Genomic DNA, 16,989 nt, shown 5'->3' on the forward strand with positions numbered 1-16,989 from the left:
GAATGGGGAATGGGGAATCGTTATTTTTGCTTGTGCCCTTACTCCCTACTCCCTACTCCCCACTAACTAAGCGAATAAATTTTAGCGTAGCTTGAGCGTAGCTAATTTTGTGGGAATACTACTTATTGTTGGTGTTTGCTGGTAGGGAACAATTAACGTATGAATTTGCTGCGACTGAGAATGCATCACTTAATCGAGCAGTTAGCCGATGAAGATTTGCAAGACATTTGGGACGTTCTCGAAGCTTTACATTGTGACTTTTATATGCTTAAAGCGATACAACAAGTTAAGCGATCGCAGCAACCGTGGGATATCTTAACCCATGAAGAAGCGGTACGACTGTTGATGTTCTTCTGATTCAGCAGCGCTTTCTTTTCTTGTGCCAGTGGCCCTGAAGTTTTGGTTAAGGTAACGCCTAGTGAGTCTGGAAATGCGCTATGCAAGGTCTTTTTTGTTAGACCTGAAGAATTTAGAACCTGCCGCCTACGAGCGGGTGCATGATTTTGTCTTTATTGAGTTAGCCCAAAAGTGGCAACTGACTGATTTAAAAGAACTGCGACAGCTTGATAGTGAAGGCATTTTTCACCGCTTCACCCTGGATAATTACCTAATTGGTATAGAAATTAGGGGGGAAATTGTGAAATTTCTGCGTGTCATCCCTATGCCAGATGTTTAAAGTGAAGAGTCAAGCGAACACTTAAAACTGTAAACTGTATAAGGCTAGGCAGGGATCGCTATAACCTTCCATTAAACTGGTTTTTGAAAAACACTTTATTTGAGATTTCCCTATGGATGCTAGGGCACTTTGGCAACGATACCAAAACTGGTTATATTTCCACGAGGGATTGGGATTGTACTTAGACGTAAGTCGAATGCGGTTCGATGATGCCTTTGTGGATTCGTTGCGGCCGAAGTTTGACAAGGCGTTTGCGGATATGGCTCAACTGGAGAAGGGTGCGATCGCAAATCCCGATGAGAACCGCATGGTTGGACATTACTGGCTGCGAAATCCTGATTTAGCGCCAACTCCAGAACTTACACAAGAAATTGTCCAAACCCTAGAACAAATCGAAGCCTTTGCGGAAAAAGTCCAAACAGGTGCTATTCATCCTCCCAGAGCAAGCCGCTTCACGGATATTATCTCCATTGGCATTGGTGGTTCCGCCCTCGGTCCCCAATTCGTCGCTGAAGCTCTCGCTCCTGATTTCCCGCCCCTGAAACTTCACTTTATCGATAACAACGATCCAGCAGGTATCGATCGCGTGATCAATCATCTGCGAAATAGCCTCGCCAGCACTTTGGTATTGGTGATCTCCAAATCTGGGGGAACACCGGAACCTCGCAACGGCATGATTGAAGTTAAAAAAGCTTACGCCGGACACAATTTAGAATTTGCTCAATATGCGGTAGCTATTACCAGCGTTGACAGCAACCTTGATAAACTGGCTAAAGACGAAGGTTGGCTGGCCAGATTTCCTATGTATGACTGGGTAGGAGGACGCACCTCAGAAATGTCTGCTGTGGGGCTAGTACCAGCTGCATTGCAGGGCATTGATGTTCGCGCCATGCTAGATGGTGCAAAAGAAATGGATGACGCTACCCGCGTCCCAGATGTGAAAAATAACCCCGCAGCCTTGCTTGCTTTGTCTTGGTACTTTGCTGGTAACGGAAAGGGCGAAAAAGATATGGTTGTCCTACCTTATAAGGACAGCTTATTTTTATTCAGTCGTTATTTGCAACAGCTGGTAATGGAATCCTTGGGCAAGGAAAAAGACTTAGACGGGAATGTTGTCCATCAAGGCATCGCCGTTTATGGCAACAAAGGCTCAACAGATCAACACGCTTATGTCCAGCAGTTGCGTGAGGGTGTAGCCAATTTCTTTGCTACTTTCATCGAAGTGTTGGAAGATCGTCAGGGCCCATCCACTGAAATAGATCCGGGAGTAACATCAGGCGATTATCTTTCCGGTTTTCTTCAAGGAACCCGACAAGCGCTTTATGAAAATCACCGCGATTCAATTACAGTCACGATTCCCCAAGTTAATCCCCGAACTGTAGGGGCATTAATTGCTTTGTATGAACGTGCTGTTGGTTTATATGCTAGTTTGGTTAACGTCAACGCCTACCATCAACCAGGCGTAGAAGCTGGCAAAAAAGCAGCCGCTTCCATTCTCGATTTGCAAACACGAGTGTTAGCAGTCCTACAAAAAGAAAAAACTCCCATTTCTCTTGACGAACTCGCAAAGAAGGCAGGCGCATCAGAGCAAGTTGAGGCAATTTACAAGATTTTGCGTCATATCCATGCCAATCAGCGAGGTGTAGTTTTGCAAGGTGATCTTCAGAAACCCGGCAGTTTAACCGTTTCTGCTAGCTGATAACTCTAGTCTATATATCACATTTTGTCCATAATTGTTGTATCAGCAACAATTTTTTATGGTGAAGCATCCTAGATAGAAGATATATCTTCAGTCTAGGATGTTTCACTATTCTGTATCCAATTCATAATTCATGATTGATGCCACAGAGCAACTAAATTTATTTATCCACCGCTATTTCTGAATTGCAATGAGCCAAAAGTCCCAGCTGTTGTTTTGTTCTAAAAATAAATAGTTTTGGTAAATTCTGTGCTGTCGAGTATAAATAGTGGTGTTATCTGACGCATAGACGCAAAACTGTTCAAATTTTAGGGTGGGTGATGTGTGTTTAAATCTTTCACGAAACTTGACTACCTGCTGAAAGAAACTTTCCTCGGGTTACTACGGGGAGGTTGGATGAATTGGGCAGCAGTAAGTACTGTTACGGTGTTACTGTTTTTATTTGGCTTGAGTTTGCAAACCTCTTGGCAAGTCGAAAAACTTCTCTATCAGTTCGGTAGCCAGCTAGAAGTTTCAGTTTATCTCGAACCAGATACACAAGCCGAAAGCATTGAGTCATTGATCGCAAAAATGCCAGAGGTAGCGGCGATGCAAACCATTACCAAAGAACAAGCTTGGACTAAGTTAGTTAAGGAAATGAGAATTTCTGATATTGAGGGTGCTACCCAGCAGCTAGGTGAGAACCCTTTAGTTGATGAGATGAAGGTAAAAGCGCGTAATTCTCAAGTTGTACCAACCTTAGCAACGCAATTGGCCAAGTTACCGGGAGTTGATACGGTGCAGTATGTGGATGAAGCAGTTAAACGTATTGCCCAATTGCACCAAGGTTTGAACTGGATTACTTTAACAATTACGATTATTTTGACCTTAACAGCGATCGCAGTCACTACTACGACAATTCGCCTGATTGTCATGGCACGACGCCAGGAAATTGAAATTATGCAACTAGTGGGAGCAACGTCTGCTTGGATTTACCTGCCATTTATTTTACAAGGAATTGCTTTTGGTTTAGTTGGTGGTGCGATCGCTTGGAGTTTCATTTCTGTGATTCAACAGTTTCTCGGTAAGTTGCTAGCCAATCAACCCGAGTTTATTCAAGTTATCACCAACGGGGTGCAACTCACTCCAGCCCAAATTTTACTATTACCCCTGATTCTTTTAAGTTTCGGTGCAGGTGTAGGATTAATGGGAAGCTTATTTGCTGTCCGACGTTTTGCTAAAGGTTAGTCATTGGGCATGGGGGAAATGACAAAGGACGAAATCGCAATGAAATCGCAATGGGAATGTTTTCTGCAAAATCTCGGTGTATGGGAAGGTTCATTCACCAATTTTTCTCCCGAAGGTACACTTCTGAACGATACTCCTAGCCATCTTTCCCTAGAAGGTTTGAACAATAACCAGACAGTGCGCCTAACCCTAAGCCGTTCAGGACGAGATGATTTAGTCAAAGAATATAGTTCTGTGGGAGGGGGTCTCCTATTTTTTGAAAATGGTTCATTTTCTGAAGGTGTAATTCAGCTAGGCCCATTTTCCGAATTTGGGGCAGAACTTGCTTTTGTTTATGGAAATCGCCGCTTACGTCTGGTGCAAGTATTTGATAAGACTAGTCAGCTAAGTAGACTAGTTCTAATTCGAGAACATCTAGCTGGAACCGCAGCAGCAGAACGTCCACCCTTGCAGATAAATGACTTGTTGGGAGAATGGCAAGGAAAAGCAGTGACAATATATCGAGATTTGCGATCGCCTGATATTTACTCTACAACTTTGAAAATACAACTTGATGATACTGGGCGATTAATTCAAAGTACCTCTTTTGGGGAACGCACAATTACCTCAACTGCTACCATCAAAGGTTCCATCATTCTCTTCGACCAAGATTCCCAAAAGCAAGTACAAGTATTATTGTTACCTGATGGCGCTTCTGCAACTTCTCCTCTAAAGGTGCAATTATGTCAACCCTTATTTTTGGAAGCGGGTTGGTTAATCCAGCCAAATCTGCGCCAGCGGATGATTCGCAGCTATAACGATAAAGGTGAATGGGTTAATCTGACATTAGTTACTGAAGAAAAGGTGTAAGGAATTTGTTAGACTGCGATCGCTTATCCCCGGTAATTCAGAGTAACTCTTTGCAAAACCCAACCTTTTTGCTCCAAAATCTTACACAGTTTTTTGCCAGAAACGGATTTCATACAGCAATTTCAACAACCTGATCGGTTGAATTAACTGCATTACTGCTGTTGGCACCGTCGAGCCAACCTTTAATGGCATCCTTCAAATTAGCCATAACTTCTTCCATCGTGTCACCTTAAGTAATGCAACCGGGAAGTGCAGGAACCTCTGCCCAATAGCCGCCTTTTTCTGCTGAATGAATGATTGCTCTAAGTTTCATACGCCTATTGAGCTATTTGTTGACATTATGCTAACAACCATAACTAGTTGCTCTCGACTATGACTGATGAAATCAATAAGGCAACTGAACGTTGAAAACTGCTGCTCTCATCAAAAACTTAAACAGGTTAACGGCAAAGTTCGACCGCGCCAACTGATTGATCCATCTGTAAAATAACAAATAGCAGTAGTACAACTTACCCCTAGTAAGAAAACCTTAAATGGTACAGACCCCTGCTAAACCCCTGACTCTAAGTGAATTCCTGGATCTGCCAGAGACAGAACCTGCTAGTGAATACATTGATGGGCGTATCATCCAAAAACCGATGCCGCAAGGAGAACACAGCGCAATTCAGACCGAGTTAGCACCTGCAATTAACTTGGTGGTAAAACCCAAACAAATTGCGCGGGCTTTCTGTGAGCTTCGCTGTAGCTTTGGCAATCGCTCAATCGTACCTGACATTTCTGTGTTTATGTGGGACAGAATTCCCCGCAAAGAAAATGGTGGGGTTGCTAATGTCTTCTCTATTCCCCCAGATTGGACAATTGAAATTCTATCTCCTGATCAAAGTCAAACTAAAGTTACCAAGAATATTCTGCATTGCCTGAAGCATGGAACTCAGATGGGATGGCTGATTGATCCTGAAGAACAATCTGTGTTTGTCTACTTGCCAGATCAACCAACCAGTTTTTACGAAGAACTAGGAGCACATTTACCAGTGCCAGAATTTGCTAAAGATTTCAGCCTGACAGTAGAAGGTTTATTTAGCTGGTTGCTGGAGTGATTGTAGTTTCGCCATTTCTTCACGAATAATCTCAAGGTATCGTCTCACAGATAACCTAGCGATCGCACTTCTCCTACTGAAAGTGTTTAAGATTGTGAGTGGAAAAACATGTTGGGTTTCCTAGCGTTAACCGAACCTACAATATTAGCGATCGCACTAACGCTTCAGCAGATATTGCAAAAGCTCTAATTAATATACTAAGGAACAACGGCGTTGCAACGCTTGCTTAAGTAGCATTTGATATTCTTTATCCCCAACCCGATAAGCACCAAACCTTTCCAAATGCGGATTCATCATTTGGGCATCGAAAAACACAAATTCGTTCTGGCGCAATCTTTCCACCAACTTTACCATCGCTACCTTCGAGCCTTCAGGAATGCGATAAAACATCGACTCGCCAATGAAAGCGCCGCCAATAACAATCCCTAAAATTCCCCCAGCTAATTCGTCACCCTGCCAAGTTTCAAAACTATAAGCATAACCACTCTGGTAAAGCAGCCAGTAAATCTTTTGCAATTCCGGTGAAATCCAAGTTGTCTCTCTGTCAGCACACCCAGCCACCACAGCTTGGAAGTCCCGATTAATGTCCACTGTAAAACGCTCTTGATTCAGAACACGCTGTAAAGACTTGGGGTAGTGAAACCGTTCATCCAAAGGAATAAAAGTTCGATCGCGACTTCCGTACCAACTCAGGCGATCGCGTTCATCAGCCATGAGAAAATAGCCTTGTGCATAGCCCTCAACAATAGCGGCGATATCATATTGCATAAATAAATATAAAAAAACACTAGAGAAACGCAATTTGATGCTAACAGTCAACCTCAGCGTTCCTCTGCGTTTCCCTCCGCGTCCCTCTGCGTTAAAAAAAATGACTCAACCAATTCCACCCATCACCCTACCACCCCCTGAAAATCCGTTGCTCGAAGGTGAATGGTTACGAGAGCGTTTACAACGGTGGCTAGATACAGAATTTATCCCCGAAGCAGTAAACCAAAATATTGCCCAACGAGCAGCACAGATTTTTGTGCGTCAACGGATGGAAGGAGAAAACGACCTTGGTTCTCTGGTAATTGCCATTGTCACAGAGATGCAGTCGTATGATTTTTCCAATAGTTTCTACGGAGAGTTTGCGATCGCTAACGCCGTCAGCGATCTACTCTTAGAAAGTCTGGGGATTGATAAGTGTTGTGGTCAATAGTAGTTAGGAGTTAGGAGTTAGGAGTTAGGTTTGTCTCAATTCATAACTCATCACTCATAACTCATCACTCATAACTTTTTACCAGCTAGACTTAACAACTCCAGGCAATAGACCTTCATGCGCCCATTCCCGCAGCACGTTACGAGACAGTCCAAAATCGCGGTAAACACCTCTAGAACGACCAGTTAACCAGCAACGATTGCGGTGGCGGGTGGGCGCACTATTCCGGGGTAGCTGTTGAATCTTCCGGTGGATTTCCAACTTATCTAGGGGAGATTGTGCACTTCTGAACTCTTCCAGAAGGGCTTCCCGCTTGTCAGCATACTTTTCTATCAACCTGGTGCGCTTTTTCTCGCGCTCAATCATGCTCTTTTTTGCCATACATTTTTTAATTTGTTTAAAGACAGCATTTTCTATTCTACAGTCTCGCCATCAATTCTAGGGTTACTTGTAGCGCTTACTGGTCTGTCAAGTTGAAATTGATCGATACAGGTTAAGGCTGACAAGGGGACGCAGAGAGTTCTTTCTTTGCGTCTCCTCGTATTTGCATCGATCTTCTTGATCAAAACTACCCTACAACCACTGGCTTATTCGCAGCAGGGCACAAATCGGCAAGCTCACAAGCGACGCAAGCGGGAGAGCGGGCTTTACAAATAGCACGACCGTGATAAATCAGTCGAATTGACCAATTTTCCCAATCAGGTTGCGGCAATAAACCCATTAAATCTTGCTCAATCCGAACGGGGTCTTTTGCTTCAGTTAAACCCAAACGCTCGCTGAGGCGCTTGACGTGAGTATCTACTGTCACCCCAACATTAATGCCATAACCATGACCCAAGACGACATTTGCTGTCTTCCGCGCCACACCTGGAAGCTTTAACAACTGTTCCATTTGGTTGGGGACAACAGAGTTAAATTCGGTAACAATCATCCGACAGGCGGCTTGAATGTTTTTGGCTTTATTGCGATAAAATCCAGTTGAACGCACCAAGTTTTCTAATTCTACTAAGTCAGCGATCGCTAAACTAGCAGCATCAGGAAACCGCTCAAATAAAGCTGGTGTCACTTTATTCACCCGCTCATCAGTACACTGAGCAGAGAGAATCGTTGCCACCAACAATTGTACTGGCGTTGAGTAATTCAAAGAGCAAGTAGCATCTGGATAAAGACGCTTCAGGCGAACTAAAATTTCTATTGCCCGTTGCTTTTTAGATAACAAATTGCGAGTAATGCTCACTGGAACAATTTTTGTACCCACTCCAATTGGCTAGTTAATTGAGTAGTTTCTTTGACTATCAGGAAAATTCCTAACCCTAAGAGTAACACCAAACCGGTTTGCATTACACCTTCTTGAATCCTCGCAGGCACTGGCTTACCGCGCAAACCTTCTATCAGCAGAAAAGCAAGTTGTCCACCATCCAAAGCTGGCAAAGGCAAAATGTTAATAATAGCCAAGTTAATGCTGATGATTGCAGCAAAAGACAACAAGTTTACGGTATTGTCCTCAGCTAATTTGGCACCGATTTTGACAATATTGACTGGCCCAGAAACTTGTCCAGCAGTTTGTTGAAAGTTGGTAATCAACTGGCCAAAACCGCTGAGTGTACCAACAAATAATTGTTGAAACCTGTTAGCAGCAATGCCAAAAATTTCAAAAGGACTATTAGGACGGCGATAAGTTGCTGTAGCATTTGGACTAAGTGCTACACCAATTACACCTTTGCCGTCAGCTCCCAATTTTGGCGTTAATTTCAGGGATTGTTGTTGGTTTTCACGCTGAATTTTCAGTTCGATTTGCTGATTGGGATGAGTTTGAATTTCTTTTGTCAGCAAGGGAGTTGATTTATCAGAAGCCGGGAGTTCCTGACCGTTAACAGCCAGAATAATATCTCCTTCCCGAATTCCTGCTTGATAGGCAACAGATTCCTGATTAACAGGCTGTACGGCGACACCAGCTTTATAGTTTAATTCCTTGGGAATACCGACGATACCCAATTGCAGAGCCAACACCAAATAGGCAAATATTAAATTTGCTATCACTCCGGCACTGATGACGATCGCCCGGTCTAAAATTGGACGGTTACGCAGCAGATTTGGGTCATTGGGTGGAATATCGCTATCGGGGTCATCATCGGGAAAGCCCACAAAGCCACCTAAGGGAAAAGCACGGACAGCATATTCGGTTTGTGAACCTTGGTACTTAAAAAGAACTGGGCCAAAACCCAAAGAAAAACGGTTAACGAGAATGCCTTGAGAACGTGCTGCAACAAAATGTCCCAACTCGTGTACTAAGATCAAAACAGCCAAGACTGCGATCGCTGCTAAAACTGACATAGAGCAAATTAGTGAAAATATTAAGCTATAGTTATCTCCATTCTAATTGGGCATTGGGTATTGGGTATGGAGTATTGGGCATTAGTCATTAGTAAAAGACAAAGTACTAATGACTACTTGCTAATAACTAATTACAAAATTTCACGTCCCAAATAAGGTTGCAACACTTCTGGTATCTTCACCGTCCCATCAGGTTGTTGATAATTCTCCAAAATTGCTGCCATCGTTCTTCCCACCGCCAAACCCGAACCATTCAGAGTATGTACAAACTGAGTACCTTTCTTCCCAGCCTCTTTGAAGCGAATATCAGCCCGTCGCGCCTGGAAATCTATAGTATTGGAACAGCTAGAAATTTCGCGGTATTTGCCAGAAGAGGGCAACCAAACCTCTAAATCATAAGTTTTGGTAGAGGCAAATCCCAAATCTCCAGTGCTTAAATTTACTACTCGGTAAGGCAACTGCAACGCCTGTAAAATTGCTTCTGCATTCGCTACCAATTTCTCCAGTTCATCAAAAGAGGTACTGGGTTCGACAAACTTCACCATTTCTACCTTGTTAAATTGATGCAGGCGAATTAATCCCCGCATATCGCGCCCATAACTACCAGCTTCGCGGCGAAAACAGGGAGTAAAAGCACAATGGTAGATAGGTAAGTCTTCAGCAGCGAGAATTTCACCACGGTAGAGATTTGTAACTGGAACTTCAGCCGTAGGAATCAGCCATAAGTCATCCTCAGCACATTTAAAGCTTTCTTCCGCAAACTTAGGTAACTGACCGGTCGCCGTCAAAGACTCGGTATTCACTAATAGTGGCGGACTAACTTCCACATACCCAGCTTGAGTATGAAGAGCCAGCATAAATTGAATTAATGCCCTTTCCAATGCCGCACCAGCGCCTATCAATGTCACAAAGCGACTTTGGGAAACTTTCACAGCCCGCTCAACATTGAGAATACCTAGCTTTTCGCCAATTTCCCAGTGAGGGACAATATTGGGATTTTGGGGAATGTACTCATCACCCCAACGGCGCATTTCTACGTTATCTTCCTCATTCTTTCCAAGGGGTGTAGAGTCGCTTGGCAAGTTTGGAAGTGCCAACACAAGTTGGGCAATTTCAGCTTTGAGGTTTTTTTCTTGGGGTTCCAGTTCGCTCAACGTAGTTTTAACAGAGTTACCCTCATCCCGCAAAGCTTGAATTTCTGGGTCTTGAGGATTAACCCCAGATTTAATCTTCTGCCCGACAATTTTACCGATTTCGTTGCTCCGGGCTTGGAGTTGGCTGCGCGTTCCCTCAAGTTCCCGTTGTTGCCGATCTAACTGTAATATCGGTTCGATGTCGTATTGACCACTACGACTATTCAATCGTTCTTGAACTAATTGCGGATTTTCCCGTATTTGCTTGATATCCAGCACAGATTTTTCTCAGTTTTTAGCCTATTATCTACCTGCCAACACATCAGCATATACTGATTTTGGCTTGCCATGAGCAGAAAAGCAAACATAAAAATTTTGATCTGCCAATCTTGGTAGGGCTAGAAAAATTTAAAATCCAAAATCCAAAATTCAAAATTTGCTATTACTCCTCTGATTTTCCAGACCCCTGAGTATTCGCAGGTGAGGGTAGCCAGTAGGCAAGTAGACCTCATAAACCACTCCAGTAGACTGCCTGGTTTTGGCTATTATCACGTTCCATAAAGATTAAGGAACTACACAATCCAATCATTAAAGTACTAAAAAGCACTTGTATGGCAAATTTCCAGATTTCTAGTTTTTTCATAGTGTAAGACCTCCAATAAAGATTAATTCACCCTTGTAAGGTTCTAATATCACTCTGTAGAAGGGTGCTAATAATAAGTAGCTGGTTTAGTTTTCACACTGTAATTTGATAATTTCGGAAAAGTACAATGAACATATTTGAATTATTCGCTATACGGACTATGAAAACGAGAAAAAAGTAAGCAAGAAAAGAAGTCAAAAGAATTGCTGATTTTTGACTTTTACCTTTTCTTCCGACTCCGCTTTCTAAGGTCGGTTAATGCGATTGAGCAACCAAAGCGATGCCACAAGCCCTGCAAAGTGCGCTGAGACAGTGTTGGTGTTTGCCTGTACCACAAGCATATCTAGACCGCTGATAATTCGGGTGGGGTCAAAAAATTGGGTAGTTATAGCTTGAGGAGATATGGATCTTGCTACTAATGTTCCAACGATCGCTTGCGCCCCCAAAAGAGTCACTAGCGTCCCCCCTAAATTCACCCAAAGTCCTAAGCGTAATACTTGCACTGTCTCGCTTTTCCGAGGGCGGTTGCTGGGATTAGAGGATTCCAATTGCTTGCCAATTCTAGTGTAACGGTAAGCTAAATAAATGCCTACGGCTAAAACAACCAGTCCACAAATTGCTAAAAATACGCCAAAGCCAGTCCCAGGATTATTACTAGGACTGCCAGTTCTTTGATTAAAGATGGCGAACAGCAGCACAATTATGCTAGAAACAACGCCTAGTACTAGCTGAATCCAGAAACTAATCCAACCTGTAAGGCGAAAGGTTTGGGCAATTGCCCGGAGAGTTGAGGAAGATGATGGAGCATCGGGAGTCTGTGACATAATTGATCACCAATGTGCTGGGTGCTTTCAAAAGACATGGAAAACCTTGTTGAGAGGTATCGCACTTTGCGTCTCTCCCTTTCCTAGTCTTTGCGTCTTCTTTGATAAATTTACTATCACACTTGCCAAATGGGGCAAGAGATTCTCTTATCCAGAAAATCAGTAATGGTTACTACTTAGGTGTGTCTACAGGCGTAGCAGCTTTAACCCAGACATATCCCTTAGCTTAAGGTTTGAGAATCGGCATTGGGAAAATCACTGTAAAACAAAGTGTTTATTAAGTTTTACAGACAAAATTGCATTTTACCTGTAAAATTTCTTCGATAGCATTTTATTGCTTAAGCAGTTCTAACCAGCTCGGCATCACTTAACACCAAGATAGTGACTTCGCCACGCTCTGTTCGCTCCTCACCACACTGTATCGAGCTTGGGTAGGGGTACAGTATTTTGTGCCTCTAAAACTCGCAAACTCGTCCCACAACTTCACAGGCGTGGGTAATTATTTGGTATTTACGCAATGGATATCTATTCTAAGTAGCTTTATATACGTTATTCACTTAGCGGTAGCACTGTATACTGACTACAAGGATTGTAGACCGTACCCTAAGGCATTTTTTTAGCCATTCACTAACCATGAAACTTGAGGATATATATCAATTCTTTGAGAATCCTCCGCCAACTTACCTTTGTCAGGAAGTAGCAGTTTGTTACATACTGTCTGTTTTGTTACAAGGTGAATCTTACGGAACCGAGTTGATTGAGCAATTAGAAACTGAATATCCCACCTCTAGGCTTTCGGATACCGTACTTTATAGTGCAATCAAATTTCTGGAAGACCAAAAGGCAATCACTGGATATTGGAAGAAACTGGAAGGACGAGGACGCCCCAGGCGGATGTACCAAGTTTCTCCAGAGTGGCAAGTTCAAGCGCAGGATTTAGCTTTTCTTTGGCAAGATTACATCAACAGGAGGACAAAGTAACGAATAATTGATATTGATAATGAATAAGTCTCCTCCAGTCAAACAGTAACAATTAGTTATGGATACTGCTATTCTGCCATCTACGTTCCTGCTAACCTTGTTGTTATCGGTTGGGCTGTTTTTCTTTATTCGTGCCTCGACTAAAGACCGCATAGAAACAGCGCAAATGGTATCTGAGCAAGACGAAGCTGCTTTAATGTCTCAATTAAAAGATTATTTTCGCTCGCGATCTTACCGAGTGGCAGCGGTAGACCGAGAACAAAACAAAGTGACTTTTGAAGGTAATGTTCGCCCCAGTTGGTTCTTAGCTATATTTTTAACTCTGCTGGCAGCTACTGGTATTATTTGTCTATCTCTGGTCGTATACCTGCTTTTTCCTAAGCTCAGTAGCTTTGTTTTGGCTATGGTACTGCTGTCGCCTTTAAGTGGTCTATTTTATTGGAAAAAATCTGGAAGACTTGAGAAGGTGTCGCTCAAAGTAGAAACAACTCAGAGCGAACAAACCTCCTCAAGTAAGATCACTGTAGTTGGCCATCGAGATGAACTTAGTGAGTTACAGAGGACTCTACATCTCAAGGCTGTTGAATAATTGTTGGTTTTTATGACCATCTATTAACTATGATATGCAGACTTCTGACCTGACCTACTCTTTAGGCAATGGAAAGTAGGAAGGAGGAAATCAAGACTTCTGCTTTGTCAGTTTTCCCCACAACTTTTGTCGTGGGGAAAAATTTAAATTCATTAACTTAAATTCGTTGACAGAGCTTGGTTAACAATTTACGGCATAAGAGCGCAACTTCACTAGCGCTTTTGGATGCGCTTGGCTCTATACCCACTCCCTTCTGCATCATCAAAATAGTATCAACCCATGCAACATAGCGTGGTTTGAGACAAGTTGACTTTCCAACTACCTGGACTAGCCTTAAAAAGCAAATCAGCTCCAAACTAAAAAAAAATTAAATTCTGCATAAACTTAGCAATTTTGCCAGTTAATGTTAGTCAGGAGCCACATTCAATGCGTAAGATGACCATTTATAGTTCACCGACTAGCTAAAGCAAGAGGTTCTTGACCTGGCGAAGGTTCTAACACCCTCAAGCTAGGAAACAAGAAATGATTTTCCTCTACGTATTGAGCACCAAACAGTCCCTTTTCTGCCCAGAAATAACGGTCTGTGGTGTGTTCGTTTCGCTTTACGAGTAGCAAAGCCGGTGGCAAAATACCTTCAGCTTGAATGAATCTTCTCGCTGCTGTCACAGGCTTTTCTTCGCCACTTTCGATGCTATATTGAGGCACATGTTCCAAAATGCGTCGTCCTTCCTGACGACGACGACTCTTCCTTTTGCGTCTCCTTGCCAATCTATTGTCCTCCTCTTTCAAGCTATAGATTGTAGTGATAGCTACAAAATCCGTCGTCATTATATAAGTTCTAGTTCAAAATATCAATAGTTTTTAAGCTTTTAATGTAAGAAAATTAATATCTTTGGAGATAGGGAAAAGAAAATCACCAAAGGATATAATCCCTTGGTACAAACCATCGCTAAGAAAATTTTAGTTAAGCTTTATTAAATGAGTGAGGTAAAAATTAAGTATCCTCTCTTACATCATGCCTCAAAATCTGTAATCTTGAGCAAGAGCTAAAAAATGTTAATGTCTGCCAGTTCCGATTTTCTTGCTCTATGTCGAGAGCAAATAGCGCTGCTAACCCAAGGGCTGGGAGCAACTTTAAGTATTGTGTACCTGACACAAGAATTGGTAGAGACTCCCTCAGGTGAGGCAAAACTGATTCCTGTAGTGATTTACCCGGAAACAGCATTATTACCGCCAGGGAAGGAGACTGCTGAAGCGACTGTACACAATCAACTTCAAGTTGGAAATGTGTTTATATTACCTAATCATCAGAGAAGGTTATTGACAACAGGATCAGAATCTCCAACCTCGTCACCGGAGTCTGAGATCCCAGATGCGTCTCAACCCCATCTAAAAGAGGAATATTTATTTAGTGGTAATCAAATTGTTTTACCTCTGGTTTATGAGGGTGTAATGATGGGGTTACTAGTGACGGGTAGAGAAGATCGGGTATGGAATGAACACGAGGAAAGTCAGATTCAACGGATAGCCCAAACACTGGCGATCGCTTGTATTTTAGATCAGCGGCGAGCATGGTTTGAGCAGCAGTTGCATGAACAACAAATTCTCCAAGAAAAACAACGGGATTTGCTGGATAACCTGTTGCATCAGTTTCGTAACCCATTAACAGCGTTGCGGACTTTTGGCAAACTGCTATTGAAACGACTCAGCCCAGCAGACGCTAACCGGGATGTGGCAACTAGTATTGTGCGGGAAAGCGATCGCCTCCAAGAATTGCTGCAACAATTTGATCAAGTAATTGACTTGACAGAGGCAGATTTAGCACCACTACATCTCCCCGAACATGAAGTATTCGTGGAAGCAACTATCCAAAAAGACGCTAAACCGCCGCTATTATTACCGGGAACGGGAGATAAAGCAGTTGACTGCTCGTTAGCAGATATATTAGAACCATTATTAATATCAGCCAAAGCGATCGCCCAAGAGCGAAAGCTAAAACTAATAACTGAAATTCAACAGAATTCACCCCTAGTACGTGCCAACGTCAAAGCATTACGAGAGGTCTTAACTAACATCATCGATAATGCTTTGAAATACACTCCCACTGGGGGCAAAATTTTGATTCAGGCGGGGCAAGAAAAGGCTAATTTTCAGGGAATTGTTATTAGTGACAACGGCCCTGGCATTCCACCCCAGGATTTAGAGCATCTTGGAGAACGACATTATCGGGGTGTACAAGCGCAAACAGAAATCCCTGGCACTGGTTTGGGGTTAGCGATCGCAAAACAATTAATAGAGCAAATGCAGGGCGAAATCGAGGTTTTCAGCCCTGCAATCAACTCTAAGCTAACTTCACCCGATGCGCCGGGAACTACGTTTATTATTTGGTTACCGGAAGTTGAGAATTAGTCATTAGTATTTACAAATGACCAATAACTATCTTACTGAAACCAACAAGTTTTGATTGATTGTCATTTGCAAATCGGTATCTGGGTCAATTGCTACTAAATCAACACTATTTCTGCCGAAGAACAGACCAATTAACGCACCGATACCAGCGCCACCCAAGACCTCTTCTGTGGCAATGGCGCGATCGCCTGTGACAGCAGATACCGCAGCGGCTGCACCTGCGCCCAATACAGTATTCTTGATAATTGAACCAGTACTAGTACCTTTGTTGACGGTTTCAGTTTTGGTAATCACTTCAGAGCTAGCGTTAAGCTGATACTCTTGACCACTCGTCAAAACTAGTTTCTCGGCAACGAATTGAGAACCGCCTGTAGCAGGTTTGAGTTGACCAATAACTTGACTACCAGCAGGAATCACTACAGATCCTTCTTGCGTAACCACGTTTTGGGATACTGTCAATGTCAAGGGCGCTGTTTCATCCTTTGTAACCAGAATTTTTTCTGCCTTGTCATACTTCACAGGGATAGCAGTCCCTTGGGGAATTGTCACAGCTACAGGTATTGGGGTAGTAGACCCAACAGCCACGACATAGGGCGAGTTAATTGCTGAGGCTTGATTAGAACTAACCAATGCTTGGTAGATAAAAGCTGCTACCTGGGCGCGAGTGGCGGTTGCGGTTGGATTCAGGAACTTCACATTAGGATAGTTCACCACAATTTGCTTCTCAGTTGCTGCTGCGATCGGGCTACGGGCATAGCTAGCGATGTTAGAGGCATCGTTGAAGTATTGCAGAGTGCTTTCGGTATTACCGCTGGGACTATATTCCAGCCCGTTAGCGAGGGAAACTAAAACCTGCTGGCGTGGAATAGCTTGGTTAGGCTCAAAGCGATTACCAGGATAACCAGATAAGAAACCAATGGTATAGGCTTGTTGAATAGCACTAGATGCCCAATAGTTGCTTGGCACATCAGTAAAATTGATTGCCTGCCGTTGCTGTGCTTTTTGGAAAGCTTTGTTGACCATAGCGGCAAATTGAGCGCGTGTCACCGCTTCTTCAGGGCGGAAAGTACCATCAGGAAATCCGGCAATTACACCTCGTTGAGACAATTGTTGAATAAATTGTGCTGCCCAATAGTTAGATGAAACATCAGAAAAAGTAGTTTGAGCAAAAGATGGTGAAGCTGTAATGAAGGGCGCTACAGTACCTACTGTGACGCTTAAAGCCATGAGTGCAGCTGTTCCAGATTGCAAACGATTTAAGTTAAACATTATTTTTACTCCAGTACAATTATTTTTTTTACTGTTAATTAATTAGACATCTTCTGAAGTA

General features: G+C 42.9%; 19 protein-coding genes. 10 read left to right on the forward strand and 9 right to left on the reverse strand.

Translation table 11 applies throughout. The features are described from left to right. Positions 1 to 159: 159 nt before the first annotated feature. The 6 genes from F8R90_RS04090 (at position 160) to F8R90_RS04120 (ending at position 5,548) form a co-directional block, all read left to right on the forward strand. Positions 160 to 357: a hypothetical protein gene (locus F8R90_RS04090; RefSeq protein ID WP_196509674.1), complete on the forward strand. Its 198-nt coding sequence runs from the start codon at positions 160 to 162 to the stop codon at positions 355 to 357. A gap of 61 nt (positions 358 to 418) precedes the next feature. Then, positions 419 to 676: a cytotoxic translational repressor of toxin-antitoxin stability system gene (locus tag F8R90_RS04095; protein WP_099102182.1), complete on the forward strand. Its 258-nt coding sequence runs from the start codon at positions 419 to 421 to the stop codon at positions 674 to 676. A 112-nt stretch (positions 677 to 788) separates the two neighbouring features. Continuing rightward, positions 789 to 2,375: a glucose-6-phosphate isomerase gene (locus F8R90_RS04100; RefSeq protein ID WP_196509675.1), complete on the forward strand. Its 1,587-nt coding sequence runs from the start codon at positions 789 to 791 to the stop codon at positions 2,373 to 2,375. A gap of 324 nt (positions 2,376 to 2,699) precedes the next feature. After that, positions 2,700 to 3,602 carry a cell division protein FtsX gene (locus tag F8R90_RS04105; RefSeq protein WP_196509676.1) on the forward strand — a complete coding sequence of 301 codons (903 nt, stop codon included), beginning with the start codon at positions 2,700 to 2,702 and terminating at the stop codon, positions 3,600 to 3,602. Positions 3,603 to 3,641: 39 nt separating this feature from the next. Beyond that, positions 3,642 to 4,451, forward strand: a complete 810-nt coding sequence (locus tag F8R90_RS04110; RefSeq protein WP_196509677.1) for a DUF3598 family protein — start codon at positions 3,642 to 3,644, stop codon at positions 4,449 to 4,451. Positions 4,452 to 4,984: 533 nt separating this feature from the next. After that, the gene (locus tag F8R90_RS04120; RefSeq protein ID WP_196509678.1) at positions 4,985 to 5,548 is read left to right on the forward strand and encodes a Uma2 family endonuclease; all 564 of its coding nucleotides are present in this window, start codon (positions 4,985 to 4,987) and stop codon (positions 5,546 to 5,548) included. Between the two features lie 189 nt (positions 5,549 to 5,737). Here the strand turns inward: F8R90_RS04120 and aat are convergent, their stop codons facing one another. Beyond that, positions 5,738 to 6,316, reverse strand: a complete 579-nt coding sequence (gene aat, locus F8R90_RS04125) for a leucyl/phenylalanyl-tRNA--protein transferase (protein WP_196509679.1) — start codon at positions 6,314 to 6,316, stop codon at positions 5,738 to 5,740. A gap of 100 nt (positions 6,317 to 6,416) precedes the next feature. Here aat and F8R90_RS04130 point away from each other — a divergent pair, with 100 nt between their 5' ends. After that, entirely contained in the window at positions 6,417 to 6,746 is a 330-nt protein-coding gene (locus F8R90_RS04130) for a hypothetical protein (protein WP_012410384.1), read from the forward strand. A 78-nt stretch (positions 6,747 to 6,824) separates the two neighbouring features. On the opposite strand, the gene rpsN is transcribed toward F8R90_RS04130, so the two are convergent. The 6 genes from rpsN to F8R90_RS04155 all read right to left on the reverse strand — a co-directional run bounded on the left by rpsN (position 6,825) and on the right by F8R90_RS04155 (position 11,680). Beyond that, positions 6,825 to 7,127 carry a 30S ribosomal protein S14 gene (gene rpsN, locus F8R90_RS04135; RefSeq protein WP_196509680.1) on the reverse strand — a complete coding sequence of 101 codons (303 nt, stop codon included), beginning with the start codon at positions 7,125 to 7,127 and terminating at the stop codon, positions 6,825 to 6,827. 187 nt (positions 7,128 to 7,314) lie between these two features. Further along, a complete protein-coding gene (gene nth / locus F8R90_RS04140; RefSeq protein WP_196509681.1) occupies positions 7,315 to 8,004 on the reverse strand; it encodes an endonuclease III in 690 nt (229 codons plus the stop codon). Then, positions 7,980 to 9,080: an RIP metalloprotease RseP gene (rseP, locus tag F8R90_RS04145; protein ID WP_196509682.1), complete on the reverse strand. Its 1,101-nt coding sequence runs from the start codon at positions 9,078 to 9,080 to the stop codon at positions 7,980 to 7,982. The genes nth and rseP overlap by 25 nt, the downstream gene beginning before the upstream one ends. Before the next feature lie 131 nt (positions 9,081 to 9,211). Further along, positions 9,212 to 10,492 (reverse strand): serine--tRNA ligase, encoded by a 1,281-nt coding sequence (gene serS, locus F8R90_RS04150; protein ID WP_196509683.1) that lies wholly within the window; start codon positions 10,490 to 10,492, stop codon positions 9,212 to 9,214. Between the two features lie 229 nt (positions 10,493 to 10,721). After that, positions 10,722 to 10,856, reverse strand: coding sequence for a hypothetical protein (locus F8R90_RS33335; protein ID WP_269141726.1), 135 nt, complete (start codon positions 10,854 to 10,856; stop codon positions 10,722 to 10,724). A gap of 245 nt (positions 10,857 to 11,101) precedes the next feature. Next, entirely contained in the window at positions 11,102 to 11,680 is a 579-nt protein-coding gene (locus F8R90_RS04155) for a DUF3611 family protein (RefSeq protein ID WP_190892930.1), read from the reverse strand. 633 nt (positions 11,681 to 12,313) lie between these two features. On the opposite strand from F8R90_RS04155, the gene F8R90_RS04160 reads away from it, so the two are divergent. Both F8R90_RS04160 and F8R90_RS04165 read left to right on the forward strand, forming a co-directional pair. Beyond that, positions 12,314 to 12,661 (forward strand): PadR family transcriptional regulator, encoded by a 348-nt coding sequence (locus F8R90_RS04160; RefSeq protein WP_190892932.1) that lies wholly within the window; start codon positions 12,314 to 12,316, stop codon positions 12,659 to 12,661. Positions 12,662 to 12,719: 58 nt separating this feature from the next. After that, positions 12,720 to 13,250: a cofactor assembly of complex C subunit B gene (locus F8R90_RS04165; protein WP_196509684.1), complete on the forward strand. Its 531-nt coding sequence runs from the start codon at positions 12,720 to 12,722 to the stop codon at positions 13,248 to 13,250. Between the two features lie 450 nt (positions 13,251 to 13,700). Here F8R90_RS04165 and F8R90_RS04170 read toward each other — a convergent pair whose 3' ends face one another. Beyond that, a complete protein-coding gene (locus tag F8R90_RS04170; RefSeq protein ID WP_041566316.1) occupies positions 13,701 to 14,018 on the reverse strand; it encodes a DUF3155 domain-containing protein in 318 nt (105 codons plus the stop codon). A 285-nt stretch (positions 14,019 to 14,303) separates the two neighbouring features. Here F8R90_RS04170 and F8R90_RS04175 point away from each other — a divergent pair, with 285 nt between their 5' ends. Then, positions 14,304 to 15,659, forward strand: coding sequence for a GAF domain-containing sensor histidine kinase (locus tag F8R90_RS04175; protein ID WP_196509685.1), 1,356 nt, complete (start codon positions 14,304 to 14,306; stop codon positions 15,657 to 15,659). A gap of 27 nt (positions 15,660 to 15,686) precedes the next feature. Here the strand turns inward: F8R90_RS04175 and F8R90_RS04180 are convergent, their stop codons facing one another. Then, complete coding sequence (locus F8R90_RS04180; RefSeq protein ID WP_196509686.1) at positions 15,687 to 16,928, reverse strand: S-layer homology domain-containing protein; 1,242 nt, start codon at positions 16,926 to 16,928, stop codon at positions 15,687 to 15,689. Between the last annotated feature and the right edge of the window lie 61 nt (positions 16,929 to 16,989).

It is taken from the genome of Nostoc sp. NZL, from assembly GCF_015714705.1.
Classification (GTDB): domain Bacteria; phylum Cyanobacteriota; class Cyanobacteriia; order Cyanobacteriales; family Nostocaceae; genus Nostoc; species Nostoc foliaceum_A.